Origin of the sequence: Parageobacillus sp. VR-IP (genome assembly GCF_013357975.1) — a bacterium.
Lineage (GTDB): Bacteria > Bacillota > Bacilli > Bacillales > Anoxybacillaceae > Saccharococcus > Saccharococcus caldoxylosilyticus.
The window spans coordinates 102,794-115,570 of sequence record NZ_JABVYQ010000008.1; the positions used below are offsets into that span (position 1 = coordinate 102,794).

The following is a 12,777-nucleotide window of genomic DNA, read 5'->3' on the forward strand; positions in this document are numbered from 1 at the left end:
GTCAGTGACGGATTTCCGAATGGTAAGCGGCAAATCACGTCTTAATTTTCAGAATTTATAACTTATCATACCATGTCGGAAAGTTCAAATCAATTAATTATTCACTTTATTGGATATATTATTCACAAAATTGTCAAGTTTTTTATTGTGTGTTTGTAACCGTTTTCATATAATATAGCAAACCATCCAGAAGAGGATCTTTCCTGGATGGTTTGTATAATTATGCATTTTTTAATTGTTTAAATGCGTTTTCTACCGCCTGAAGCGTATATTCAATGTCGCCTTCTGTATGTGCGAGCGTGACAAACCACGCTTCATATTTCGAAGGAGCGAGGTTGATGCCTTGTTTTAACATGAGTTTAAAGAACTTCGCGAACATTTCGCCGTCGCTTCGCTGTGCTTGTTCATAGTTTTCGACTTTTTCGGTCGTAAAGTAAACGGTAAGTGCGCCTTTTAACCGGTTGATTGTTACTGGAATGCCATATTTGTCGGCATGGTGAAGAATGCCTTCTTCTAACATCGCACCAAGTTTATCAAGGTATTCATACACGCCGTCTTGCTGCAGTACTTCAAGGCAGGCGATGCCGGCAAGGATAGAAGCAGGGTTGCCTGCCATTGTCCCCGCTTGGTAGGCCGGACCGAGTGGGGCGACTTGTTCCATAATGTCTTGACGGCCGCCATAGGCGCCGATCGGCAGACCGCCGCCGATAATTTTGCCCATTGCCGTTAAATCAGGTTCAATCCCTAATAAATTTTGCGCCCCGCCGTACATAAAGCGGAATGCCGTGATGACTTCATCGTAAATGACAAGTGCCCCTGCCTGATGAGCGATCTCATTGATCGCTTCTAAAAAGCCAGGTTTTGGTGTAACGATGCCAAAGTTGCCAACGATCGGTTCGACAAGCACGGCGGCGACTTGGCCTCCCCATATTTCCATCGCTTGTTTGAATGAGTCAACATCGTTGTACGGTACAGTAATTACTTCTTGGGCAATGCTTTTTGGCACGCCGGCAGAATCTGGGGTTCCTAACGTCGACGGACCAGAGCCGGCAGCGACAAGGACAAGATCGGAATGTCCGTGGTAGCAGCCAGCAAATTTAACGATTTTATCACGGCCGGTATAGGCGCGCGCAACGCGAATCGTCGTCATGACCGCTTCCGTCCCTGAGTTAACAAAACGTACTTTTTCTAAGGATGGGATCGCTTCTTTTAGCATTTTCGCGAACGTAATTTCATGAGGAGTTGGAGTGCCATAAAGGACGCCTGTCTCTGCAGCGCGCTGAATCGCTTTCGTGATGTGTGGATGGGCGTGGCCTGTAATAATCGGTCCGTATGCCGCCAAATAGTCAATATATTTGTTGCCGTCGACGTCCCAAAAATAAGCGCCTTGCGCCCGCTCCATGACGACCGGCGCTCCGCCGCCGACCGCTTTATACGAACGGGATGGGCTGTTTACGCCGCCGACGATATGCTTGAGCGCTTCCTGATACAATTGTTCCGATTTCGTAAAATTCATGTTCTAAAGCCTCCTGTGATCCTCATAGTCTTTTACCTTCCTATTCTAACATATTTATAGTGATTGGAGCTTTTTGGCGCTTCGCATGGTGGTGATTGGACGATACACGAATGGAAAATGATAACAAAACAAAAAAGATGAAATATCGGCGTGTTTATGTATAATGCAATACGTAGCGAAAATCATTCCGCTTTACGAAAAAAGGAATTTCATACCTTTTTCTGTGTCTATATACAGGGAGGAGAACTATGAACGCCATCGAAGTGGAAAACTTACGAAAAGAGTTTAAATCGTATTCAAGCCGCTCCGGCTTAATCGGTGCGTTTCGCGATTTATTTACGCGAAACCATAAAATCATTCGTGCGGTGAATGATATTTCGTTTACCGTAAAGCAAGGGGAAATCGTTGGCTATATCGGCGAAAACGGCGCAGGAAAATCGACGACCATTAAAATGCTGACGGGAATTTTGACGCCGACGGCGGGAAAAGTGATCGTCAACGGCATGAATCCGCATAAAGAGCGGGAAAAGTTCGTGCGGACGATCGGTGTGGTATTCGGACAGCGTTCCCAATTGTGGTGGGACATTGCGGTGCAAGAATCGTTTCGGCTCTTGAAAAAAGTGTATCGCGTTTCCGATGAAGATTATCGGCAACATATGGAACATATTATTGAGGCCCTAGATATCGGCCCGCTCTTGGACAAGCCGGTGCGCAAGCTGTCGCTCGGGCAGCGGATGCGCTGTGAACTGGCAGCGGCGCTCATTCATAATCCGCCGTTGTTGTTTTTGGATGAGCCGACCATTGGCCTCGATGTGCTTGTAAAACTGAAAATCCGCCAGTTTTTAAAAGAAATTAATGAAAAATACAACACGACGATTTTATTGACGACACATGATATTTCCGATATCGAAGCGTTATGCGAGCGTGTCATTATGCTTGATGAAGGCAAAATCATTTACGATGGTTCTCTTAAGCGTCTCAAAGAAAAATGGGGAGAAGGAAAGCAAATCCAGTTTACGTTTGCGGGCGAAATCACGTTTCATGCGTTACGAGAACTAACGAATGGTCTGCAAGTGATATGGAAAAAAGGGGAGCAAGACAATGTCTGGACAGCACAAGTGCCTTCCGCGTTATTGCCGGAAGTGATCAGTCGCGTTGTCTCCCGCTATTCGATTCAAGATATGAACATTAATGAAATTTCTACAGAAGAAATTATCCGCAACATCTATGAAGAAGGTGTTGTGCATGGATAAATATATTGAGATGATCCGCATCCGCTTTTTAATGATGCTTGCTTACCGGACCAATTATTATACGGGCATTCTTATTTACACCATTAATATCGCCGCGTACTATTTTCTCTGGTCAGCGATTTACGGCAGCAAATCGACGATGCAAGGAATGTCGATGGCTCAAATGACCACGTATGTCGCCATCTCATGGATGGCGCGGGCGTTTTATTTCAATAATATCGACCGTGAAATCGCCATGGAGATTAAAGAAGGAAGAGTGGCGACAGAGCTGATTCGTCCTTACAGTTATCTCGGAATGAAAACGATGCAAGGATTAGGGGAAGGAATCTTTCGTTTGTTGTTTCTTTCTCTTCCGGGAATTTTTCTTGTCGCTTTATTTTTGCCGCTTCGTTTTCCAGCCGATGTTCATACATGGATGTTTTTCACTTTGTCGATTGCCCTTAGTTTTGTTATTAATTCAGAATTAAATTTGCTTGCCGGCATCATAGCATTTTTTACCCTTAACAATGAAGGGTTATTGCGGGCAAAGCGATTTGTGATCGACTTGTTTTCCGGACTTATTTTGCCAATCAGCTTTTATCCAGATTGGGCGCAAGAGGCAATGAAATACTTTCCGTTTCAAGGAATTAGCTATATTCCGAGTATGATTGTAACAGGAAGTTTTCAAGGGCAAGCAATCCTCCATGGCCTTTTGTTTCAGCTTGTATGGTGTGTGCTGTTGCTCATCCCGATTCAGCTGTTGTGGCGAGCGGCGAAAAAACAGCTTGTCATTCAAGGAGGGTGAGTCGTGTTTTACGTATCGATCTTTTTTCAATATATGGCACAATACATGAAAACAAAGCTGCAATATCGTGCCGATTTGCTGGTGGAGTTTATTTCTGATTTGATGTCACAAGCGGTCAATCTTGTTTTTCTTCTCGTTGTGTTTGGGCATACGTCGTTATTGCACGGCTGGACGCGCGATGAAATTTTATTTATTTACGGCTTTTTCTTAGTGCCATATGCGGTGTTCGGAGCATTTTTTAATTTGTGGGATTTTAATGAGCGCTATATTGTGCGTGGAGAAATGGATCGCGTGTTGACGCGCCCGGTGCACAGCTTGTTTCAAATTATTCTCGAGCGGATGGAACTTGAATCGTTGCTTGGCGGAGTAACGGGCATCATCATTATGGCGTATGCAAGTGCGCGTTTATCTCTTTCGTTTCATTGGTATGACATTTTGATGTTTATTCTGTTTGTTTTAGGGGGAGCGTTTATTTACGCGGGAGTATTTGTGTCATTGGCAACTATTAGTTTTTGGTCTGATGCTCGTACATCGATCATGCCGATGATGTACAATATCAGCAACTACGGGCGCTATCCAATTGATATTTATCATCGCGTTATCCGCTATATTTTAACGTGGATTTTGCCGTTTGCGTTTGTTGGCGTATATCCCGCATCGTATTTTCTTGGTAAAAAAGAATGGTACGGCTATGCATTTTTTACTCCAATCATGGGTGTTATCTTTTTTGCGATTGCGGTCGTTTTATGGAACGCAGGAGTAAAGCGATATCGGGGTGCGGGGAATTGAGAAAGAGGGTGAATCCAAAAGGAAGTAAAAATTCCTTTAACGGATCCGCCCTCTTATTTTTTATAGGGTATTACGGAGGTTAATAATGACAGACCGTTTTTTCGTTTATTGGATGTTGTTGTGTGAGCAAACTGTTAACAAAAAAGACAAATTTCTCTTATAGTTGATACTTGATAAAGTTTGTGAAATAATGGACAATACATTTGTGAATAATTTCACAAATTGATTTTTGGAAAGGATGACAGACAACGATGAAAAGACAATGCATGAATCGAGTGGCGCTTGTAGGAACAGGATTCGTTGGTTCCAGCTATGCGTTTGCCCTTATGAATCAAGGAATAGCGGATGAACTAGTGTTGATTGATGTGAATAAAGAGAAGGCGGAGGGCGACGTGATGGACTTCAATCACGGAAAAGTATTTGCGCCGAAGCCAATGAATATATGGCATGGAGATTATCAAGATTGTCGAGATGCCGATTTGGTGGTGATTTGTGCAGGTGCTAACCAAAAACCAGGGGAAACAAGACTCGATCTTGTTGACAAGAACATAAATATCTTTAAAACGATTGTCGATTCTGTGATGAGATCAGGGTTTGATGGCGTTTTTCTTGTTGCAACGAATCCAGTAGATATCTTAACGTATGCTACTTGGAAATTCAGCGGCTTACCGAAAGAACGGGTGATCGGCTCGGGAACGATTCTGGATACGGCAAGATTCCGCTTTTTGCTGAGTGAATACTTTCAAGTAGCTCCAACCAATGTGCATGCGTATATTATCGGAGAACATGGGGATACAGAGCTGCCTGTTTGGAGCCGTGCGGAAATTGGAAGTATTCCAGTTGAGCAAATATTGTCGCAAAACGATAGCTACCGAAAAGAGGATTTAGAAAATATCTTTATCAATGTTCGTGACGCGGCATATCAAATTATTGAGAAAAAAGGCGCGACGTATTACGGCATTGCGATGGGGCTAGTCCGCATTACACGCGCTATTTTGCACAATGAAAATGCGATACTCACCGTTTCCGCTTATCTGGACGGCCAATATAACGAGCAAAATGTTTATATCGGCGTACCTGCCATTATCAACCGAAACGGTATTCGCGAGGTAATGGAATTGAAGCTAAATGAAACAGAACAACAGCAATTTCATCATAGCGTAACCGTATTAAAAGACATTCTTTCCCGTTATTTTGATGAGGTAAAGCAATAAATACTGACTTAGAATAACAACAAGGTGAACATCATGTGGATACAACATTACAATCCTTTTCATAATGCGTATCTTTCTGCATTCATTGCGGCGCTTCCAATTGTTTTATTTTTATTATGTTTAACGGTGTTTAAGATGAAGGGAATAAAAGCCGCTTTTCTCACTCTTTGTTTTGGATTAGTGACAGCTGTTTGGTTTTTTCATATGCCGGTTTCAAAGGCGCTTGCCGCTTCCATCTATGGAATCGCGAACGGTTTATGGCCCATTGGCTATATTGTGATCATGGCTGTCTGGCTATATAAAATCGCTGTGAAAACAGGGAAATTTGACATTATCCGTGGGAGTATCGCAAACATTTCTGAAGATCAGCGGCTTCAACTGTTGCTCATTGGTTTTAGCTTTAACGCATTTTTAGAAGGAGCCGCGGGATTTGGTGTTCCGATTGCTATTTCTGCTGCTTTACTTGCTGAACTCGGGTTTCATCCATTAAAAGCAGCTGCTCTTTGTTTAATTGCCAATGCTGCATCTGGCGCGTTTGGAGCAATTGGAATTCCGGTTATTGTCGGAGCACAAATGGGGGATTTAACTTCGATTGAGTTATCTCGCACACTTGCATGGATTTTACCATTTATTACGTTTCTTATTCCGTTCTTATTAGTGTTTATTTTAGATAAATCGAAAGGTATTAGAGAAACATTGCCTGCTCTTTTAGTGGTAAGCGGAAGCTATACCATTGTACAAACATTGACAATCATTGTATTCGGTCCTGAGTTAGCTAATATTTTAGCAGCACTTGTCAGTATGGGAGCACTAACTATTTTCTTAAAAAAATGGCAGCCGTCACAGATATATCGGGTGAATCAGGATGGGAAAGTTGTTGAAAAATCTAAATACAGCTTGAAAAAGGTCATCCATGCATGGTCTCCTTTTTATATTTTAACGGTAATCGTTATTATATGGAGTCTGCCGAGTTTTAAAGCTTTGTTTGCTGAAGGTGGAATGTTTCATCAAACTACGCTTTTATTTAAAGTGCCGTTTTTGCATGGAGAAGTTGTAAAAATTCCTCCGGTGGCGCCGACACAGACTGCGTTAGATGCAATATTTAAGCTGGATCTTGTGTCAGCAACAGGTACAGCAATTTTATTAGCGGTGCTGTTCACAGGTATGTTTAGCAAAAACATTACGTTCGCCGAAGGAGTACAAAGTTTAAAAGAAACATGTAAAGAACTATGGATTCCTGTATTAACTATTTGTTTTATCATGGGATTTGCCAACTTGGCTAACTATGCGGGTTTATCCTCTGCGATTGGTTTAGCATTAGCAAAGACGGGAAATGCATTTCCGTTCGTTTCCCCGTTATTAGGGTGGCTTGGTGTGTTTATAACAGGATCTGTCGTGAGCAACAATGCTTTATTTGGCCATTTACAAGTCGTTACAGGAACGCAAATAGGGACAAACTCTTCGTTATTGCTTGCTGCCAACACAAGCGGGGGAGTTATGGGAAAACTCATTTCTCCGCAATCTATCGCGATTGCAACAGCCGCGGTGCAAGAGACTGGCAGAGAATCTAACTTGTTTAAAATGACGATCTATTATAGCTTGATCCTGCTATTGTTTGTGGGAGTCTGGACATATGTTCTTTCGATCATTAGAATTTAGATAATGATAGTTTGTTTATTAAGTTAAGCACTGTGTTGTGTATAGTCGAAAAAAGATGATTCTGCGGCCTTTTTCCGATTTATATACCTGGAAAAGGCCGCAAAACGTTTAATTTTACATTACTTGCTCCATCTTTTTCGTGTAAAGCGAACGAATCAAAAAATAGTAACCAAATTGATTAATTGGTTTTGTTAATGAAACTGTTGTCGTTTTATCGCTATGTTGGGCGGCAAACATAATTTGTTTTCCTTTAAAAACCGTCAAATCGAGGTAGATTAATGTCGAGCAGTACAAGATGAGGACGGAACTTTATAAATTCCTTTTTAATATCGTCAAACTGTTCCGCATATGTGCGCGATATTCATATTTTTCCATACGCTCCTTCAGCATGGATGCGATTTTATCATCGTCTTCGACAATCAAAATCGTATGCATTGTTTTCTCCCCTTCATTCTTTCATTAATCTTTTTTTATTATATCTAATCCACTTATTATATGAATAATCGGCTTTTTGTTTTTGTATATATGGTTATGGACAAGTATGCGAGGTGGGAGCGATGGAGTACGTGTTCATTGGAATTGTAGCGACGGTGTTACTTGCCAGCGTTGCGTCTATTTGGACGACAAGTATAAAAACGACCCGTCGTATTTCCTTAGAAAATTTATTTGTTCTTATCCAATGGTATATCACAATGATGCTAGGTTTCGCTCTGATATATATGGTGCTCCAAATTAATGGGCATAACGTATTTGCTCCATCTGCCAATCAAACAGCTAACGAATGCTTTTCTATCCTTCAAGACAGCCTTTATTTAAGCGGGATGACGTTATTGTCAGTCGGATATGGAGACATTACGCCAATGGGGATTGGAAGATGGCTTGCCATCATTGAAGCTTTGTTAGGTTATATTATGCCTGCTGTGCTTGTTGTTAGAACGATGGTTGACTGGGATAAGCGGTAATCGTTGCAATTTATCATTCCTTCCGTTACGCTAAAAGAAAAATATATTGCGGAGGGAAAAGTATGGCTTTGCAAATTGGCCAACAGGCACCGGATTTCACATTGCCGGCAAGCAACGGGGAAATGGTTTCCCTTTCGGATTTCCGCGGTAAACATGTCGTACTATATTTTTATCCGAAAGACATGACGCCGGGGTGCACGACAGAAGCATGCGATTTTCGTGATCATTACGAGCAGTTTGCCAAGTTGGACACGGTTATTTTAGGGGTTAGCACCGATCCGCTCGAGCGGCATAAAAAGTTTATTGAAAAGTACGAACTGCCGTTTTTGTTGCTTGCTGATGAGCATCACAAGGTAGCGGAAATGTACGGCGTTTGGAAGCTGAAGAAAAACTTTGGCAAAGAATACATGGGCATCGAGAGATCCACGTTTATTATCGATCGCGACGGCAAGTTGGTAAAAGAATGGAGAGGTGTCAAAGTAAAGGGTCATGTCGAGGAGGCGCTCGAGTATATTTCTAAAAATTTGCATTAACGTACCGTTAATTGGGTAGAAGTCCATACAAAACAAAAAAGGCTACGTATAATGGATAGTAACCTCCTCAAATGAATGAAAGGGTGACATGGGTGCGGAACGTTCTTCCGCACATTTTTTTTTGATGAACCTCTCCTACCTTCATTCCATGAAGAGGCAGGAGTTTCTTACCATCTCCATCAAAGAAGCTTCCGCGTGGAAGAAGGCGGCCTCCTTCCACTCGATGAATGCATCGGAAGCCTTCTGGATGGGTCAAGTAAAATATCGCCTTTGCACCGATAGGGCGGTCCAACCCTTCTACTACCTCTTGCTTACGCAATCCGTAGATATGTCAGCTTCGTTTGCACGTCCCAATGAACAAAGGTGCCATGCAGCGCCTTGCTTAAGATATTTCTCGCGCCGTGAACGTCACGATGTTCCTCATACCCACACCGGCACACAAACAGGCGGGAAGACACTTTTTGTCTCTTTTGGCAGACAGGACATGTCTGCTTGTATATTCTTTCTTGTGTTCCGCTCTACTCCTTTGACGTTTCCGATATACACATCGGAGGCGGACTGCTTTAAGCACCAGTCGACAAACTGTTTCGTCGTTTGATGCAACGCATCCGTAGCTGTCTTTCGGATTTGGATAATACAGATTTTTTCGCCTGTTCGTACTTTTCCATTGACGGGGTCCTTTTTGACACTTGGATTGACGACGCTGAATCTCCGCCAGTTTTTTATTCCGCAACCGGTGAAGGGAGCGTACTTTTCTTCCGGTGATGAGAATAGCCTGACCGTGTTCGCAAAATGCTCCAATGGTATGCACTTCTCCAAGATCGACTCCAACGGCCTTTCCTGGTTCATACGCTTTTTCCTTTTGTCCATCTTCATACGTCACGGCTAAATAAAGACCATGATCAAAGCAGCATTCGATTTCTTTGATCGTTCCCTTTGGTAGATGCGACGCATACACGACGATCGGCTTTTCCCGTTTTCCGTGATGAATGCCCATGGACAATTCGATTTTTCTGTTTTCATACACTTTGAATCCATCTTTTGACCATTTCGTAGGGAAGTACTTCTTTATTCTTGTAGGGGTAGCGGGCAGCATGTCCTTGTTGGATGGCTTGGTGCGCAGCTTGCCTTGCGAAGAGATATTTGTGGTAGACCGCTTGAACCGATTGGCTGTGAAGATGGAACTTTCTTTTTGTTTGCTTTTGGTGATCCAACATCCATGTTGGAGGAAGTATTCTTTGGCTAAGCGGAGGCATTCGTTCCACACACGGGCGGATTCCCGATTGCAGAGTACAATCGTTCCAAATCCACTTTCGATGCCCGGAAGAATACTTTTTGGCCACGAAGCATGAGAATCCCTTCTTTTTTTGCGTGATAGGATAGTTTGATTATAGCACATATGTTCGTTTTTGGGGGGATCAAAGACTTCCCGATTCCTCTCCCTTCTTTACTCCGTTTAGAGGAAGGGAGACTTTTCGGGAAAAATGTAAAAAAAATATGGCGGTTTCATATATTAATGGTATGAATATTGACAAATGATATAAAATACTTGTAGACTAATTATAAAAATTATAAAATAATAATTCTTTTTATTTTGTTAGGAAGCGAGGTGCATGACGGTGTCTGACAACCAACAGTTAAAAGAAGCGCTTGATATGTTAAAGCAGACGGGCATACGCATCACTCCGCAACGTCATGCGATATTGGAATATTTGATTAATTCGATGTCACACCCGACAGCAGATGAAATATATAAAGCGCTGGAAGGAAAATTTCCAAACATGAGCGTAGCAACCGTCTATAACAATTTGCGCGTTTTTAAAGAGATCGGATTAGTAAAAGAATTAACGTATGGTGATGCATCAAGCCGCTTTGATTTCGTCACATCAAACCATTACCACGTTATTTGTGAACAATGCGGCAAAATTGTCGATTTTCACTATCCAGCGCTGGATGAAGTGGAGCAGCTCGCTGCACATGTAACCGGATTCAAAGTGGATCATCACCGTATGGAGATCTACGGAACATGTCCGGACTGCCAGAAAAACGGACATCGCCAACATTAAAAAGCTGATAGCAGGGAAATAGCTATCAGCTTTTTCTTTTTTTTCTGTTATACTTTTCATCAAACTCTTTACCCTCTAACTCCGGATCTAATGTTAACGGTTCGCTGCAAAACATACATAAGTCTACTCTGCCAAGCATTTTTGTCACTTTGCCGCAAGAAGGGCATACCACCTGTACAGCTCTTGTTGATAATGTTCCAATCCAAAAATAAACGACCGCGCTAGCGATGATAAAAAGGAGTCCTAAGATCATAAACAGTGTCATTACTAAAGGAGAGGTGCGGAAAAATATACCTATATACATGACAAAAATGCCGACAAAGATTAAGCTTAAGGCGAATGTACGAATTTTGTTGATTTTGCTTGAATATTTAATGCCCATGCTTGTCCCTCCTATATACACCACTATATCATAAAGTGCAGAAAATCCGTTAATTTTAACATTTTTCTTCCCAATGCATGTTTTTGGCCTGTTGGGCAAAACAATAAAGAGGATTTTTTCGATTTTTGTCGAATAAGCAATGACAGCATAAAGGAGATGGAGGAAACGATTATGGAGGATTTGCTTCGTCCCATCTACCAAGAATGGGCTAGCCGCCGCGATACATTAGGAATTTTAATGATTGAAAAGAAAGTAAATAATTCAGCGGTCACTGATACGTTTGATAGGGTTTTATTAGTAATTACCACTGATGGGAATGCTCCCGTCTTTATGAAACATTATGCATTAGGTGAAGAAAAAGCGGCCTTATATGCAGTTAGTGAAGCAAAGCTAAATGAATGGCTTCTTCTCGGTTCCCATCGAAAAGTGATTGACTGGATATTCAATGGAAAAGTTTTGTTTGACCGAAATGATTATATCCATCATCTGAGAAACCGTATGAAGGAATTTCCGGAGGAAACGCGGCAATTAAAAATGGGGTTAGAATTTGCAAAGCTGATTCGCCGCTATATGGATGGAAGGGCATTTTTTGAAGCAGGGCAATTATTAGATGCATATAATCATGTTATTCATGCGTTACATCACCTAGCAAGACTTGCTGTGATCGAACAAGGATTTTATCCGGAAGTAACGGTATGGGACCAAGTAAAACAAATAGATGGACAAATTTATAAGTTGTATGAGGAGCTTGTGAGCAGTGAAGAACCGTTGCAAAAACGGTTAGAGCTTTTATTTTTAGCAAACGAATTTTTGATCCATTCACGAATTTCATCAGGAGCCGCCCATTTGTATAAAGTGTTAGGTGAGAAAGAAGGGGCGTGGAGCATTGCCGAAATTGTAGAGCATCCGGAGCTTTCCCCGTATTCGGTAGATCTTATTATCATGTTGGAATATTTAGCAGAGAAAAAAGTTTTGTCCGTGAAAGAGATACCGACAAAAAGTCGTCATATATATCATCGTTATTATTCAGTGCAAAACGAATAGCAGGAAGAGAACATGCATTTTTTGCATGCTGGAGGGCGACGTTTTTGTTTTTGAAAACATGACAGCCTTGCTTTTCACCGGTAAAAGGGCTGTTTATTTTTTTGTTATCATAAAAAATAAAAAATGTTATTGACTTACAAAAAAGGAGATGATATATTATAAAACGTCGTCGCAACCGCGATTGTTGCGAGACGTTGATAAAAAAACAGTTGACAACAGAGAATGAAAATATTAGAATGAAAAAGTCGTTTTAACGGAAAATGTTCCTTGAAAACTGAACAAAACGAAGCGTCCACATAGAAAAGCGAAGGCGAGCGTTTAACGCCGGAAGGAAAATGTTCTTCCGACGAGACATGCTTGCATGTCGACGGAGGAAGGTTATTTTCCGCAAGGCGTTGCGAGCCGGAGCTGGACAATGCGAAAAGCGGAAGCGCCGCAACGTCTTACGGTGTCGGTGCTGAAGCTAAAAATCAGCCAATCAACTTTCTATGGAGAGTTTGATCCTGGCTCAGGACGAACGCTGGCGGCGTGCCTAATACATGCAAGTCGAGCGGACCGAACAGGAGCTTGCTCTT

Annotated in this window: 15 protein-coding genes and 1 rRNA gene; 10 read left to right on the forward strand and 6 right to left on the reverse strand. The window is 42.0% G+C overall.

Annotated features, from left to right (window positions below):
- Positions 1-220: 220 nt before the first annotated feature.
- Positions 221-1,516 carry a glutamate-1-semialdehyde 2,1-aminomutase gene (locus HT574_RS17090; RefSeq protein WP_175245526.1) on the reverse strand — a complete coding sequence of 432 codons (1,296 nt, stop codon included), beginning with the start codon at positions 1,514-1,516 and terminating at the stop codon, positions 221-223.
- A gap of 248 nt (positions 1,517-1,764) precedes the next feature.
- Between HT574_RS17090 and HT574_RS17095 the strand changes: the two genes are divergently transcribed.
- From HT574_RS17095 to HT574_RS17115, 5 genes are all read left to right on the forward strand, one after another.
- The gene (locus HT574_RS17095; protein WP_175245527.1) at positions 1,765-2,769 is read left to right on the forward strand and encodes an ABC transporter ATP-binding protein; all 1,005 of its coding nucleotides are present in this window, start codon (positions 1,765-1,767) and stop codon (positions 2,767-2,769) included.
- A complete protein-coding gene (locus HT574_RS17100; protein WP_175245528.1) occupies positions 2,762-3,553 on the forward strand; it encodes an ABC transporter permease in 792 nt (263 codons plus the stop codon). Before HT574_RS17095 ends, HT574_RS17100 begins: the two co-directional genes overlap by 8 nt.
- A gap of 3 nt (positions 3,554-3,556) precedes the next feature.
- A complete protein-coding gene (locus HT574_RS17105) occupies positions 3,557-4,342 on the forward strand; it encodes an ABC transporter permease (protein ID WP_175245529.1) in 786 nt (261 codons plus the stop codon).
- Positions 4,343-4,593: 251 nt separating this feature from the next.
- The gene (locus HT574_RS17110; protein ID WP_175245530.1) at positions 4,594-5,556 is read left to right on the forward strand and encodes an L-lactate dehydrogenase; all 963 of its coding nucleotides are present in this window, start codon (positions 4,594-4,596) and stop codon (positions 5,554-5,556) included.
- A 33-nt stretch (positions 5,557-5,589) separates the two neighbouring features.
- Positions 5,590-7,215 (forward strand): L-lactate permease, encoded by a 1,626-nt coding sequence (locus HT574_RS17115; RefSeq protein WP_175245531.1) that lies wholly within the window; start codon positions 5,590-5,592, stop codon positions 7,213-7,215.
- A 114-nt stretch (positions 7,216-7,329) separates the two neighbouring features.
- On the opposite strand, the gene HT574_RS20270 is transcribed toward HT574_RS17115, so the two are convergent.
- Both HT574_RS20270 and HT574_RS20275 read right to left on the reverse strand, forming a co-directional pair.
- Complete coding sequence (locus HT574_RS20270; RefSeq protein WP_256411315.1) at positions 7,330-7,452, reverse strand: hypothetical protein; 123 nt, start codon at positions 7,450-7,452, stop codon at positions 7,330-7,332.
- A 72-nt stretch (positions 7,453-7,524) separates the two neighbouring features.
- Positions 7,525-7,650 (reverse strand): response regulator, encoded by a 126-nt coding sequence (locus HT574_RS20275; protein ID WP_256411317.1) that lies wholly within the window; start codon positions 7,648-7,650, stop codon positions 7,525-7,527.
- Between the two features lie 122 nt (positions 7,651-7,772).
- Between HT574_RS20275 and HT574_RS17125 the strand changes: the two genes are divergently transcribed.
- Together HT574_RS17125 and bcp are read left to right on the forward strand one after the other, a co-directional pair.
- A complete protein-coding gene (locus HT574_RS17125; RefSeq protein ID WP_175245532.1) occupies positions 7,773-8,177 on the forward strand; it encodes a potassium channel family protein in 405 nt (134 codons plus the stop codon).
- A gap of 62 nt (positions 8,178-8,239) precedes the next feature.
- Positions 8,240-8,710, forward strand: coding sequence for a thioredoxin-dependent thiol peroxidase (gene bcp, locus HT574_RS17130; protein ID WP_042410766.1), 471 nt, complete (start codon positions 8,240-8,242; stop codon positions 8,708-8,710).
- A gap of 311 nt (positions 8,711-9,021) precedes the next feature.
- Here the strand turns inward: bcp and HT574_RS20075 are convergent, their stop codons facing one another.
- Together HT574_RS20075 and HT574_RS20080 are read right to left on the reverse strand one after the other, a co-directional pair.
- The gene (locus tag HT574_RS20075) at positions 9,022-9,156 is read right to left on the reverse strand and encodes a transposase (RefSeq protein ID WP_254698712.1); all 135 of its coding nucleotides are present in this window, start codon (positions 9,154-9,156) and stop codon (positions 9,022-9,024) included.
- Positions 9,093-9,737: a hypothetical protein gene (locus HT574_RS20080; protein ID WP_254698713.1), complete on the reverse strand. Its 645-nt coding sequence runs from the start codon at positions 9,735-9,737 to the stop codon at positions 9,093-9,095. Before HT574_RS20080 ends, HT574_RS20075 begins: the two co-directional genes overlap by 64 nt.
- Positions 9,738-10,323: 586 nt before the next feature.
- On the opposite strand from HT574_RS20080, the gene perR reads away from it, so the two are divergent.
- Complete coding sequence (gene perR / locus HT574_RS17140; protein WP_017436531.1) at positions 10,324-10,776, forward strand: peroxide-responsive transcriptional repressor PerR; 453 nt, start codon at positions 10,324-10,326, stop codon at positions 10,774-10,776.
- Positions 10,777-10,801: 25 nt separating this feature from the next.
- Here the strand turns inward: perR and HT574_RS17145 are convergent, their stop codons facing one another.
- The gene (locus tag HT574_RS17145; RefSeq protein ID WP_175245533.1) at positions 10,802-11,158 is read right to left on the reverse strand and encodes a YgzB family protein; all 357 of its coding nucleotides are present in this window, start codon (positions 11,156-11,158) and stop codon (positions 10,802-10,804) included.
- A gap of 171 nt (positions 11,159-11,329) precedes the next feature.
- Between HT574_RS17145 and HT574_RS17150 the strand changes: the two genes are divergently transcribed.
- Positions 11,330-12,202, forward strand: coding sequence for a nucleotidyltransferase-like protein (locus HT574_RS17150; RefSeq protein ID WP_175245534.1), 873 nt, complete (start codon positions 11,330-11,332; stop codon positions 12,200-12,202).
- Between the two features lie 485 nt (positions 12,203-12,687).
- Positions 12,688-12,777 (forward strand): 16S ribosomal RNA (locus HT574_RS17155); the annotation flags it as partial.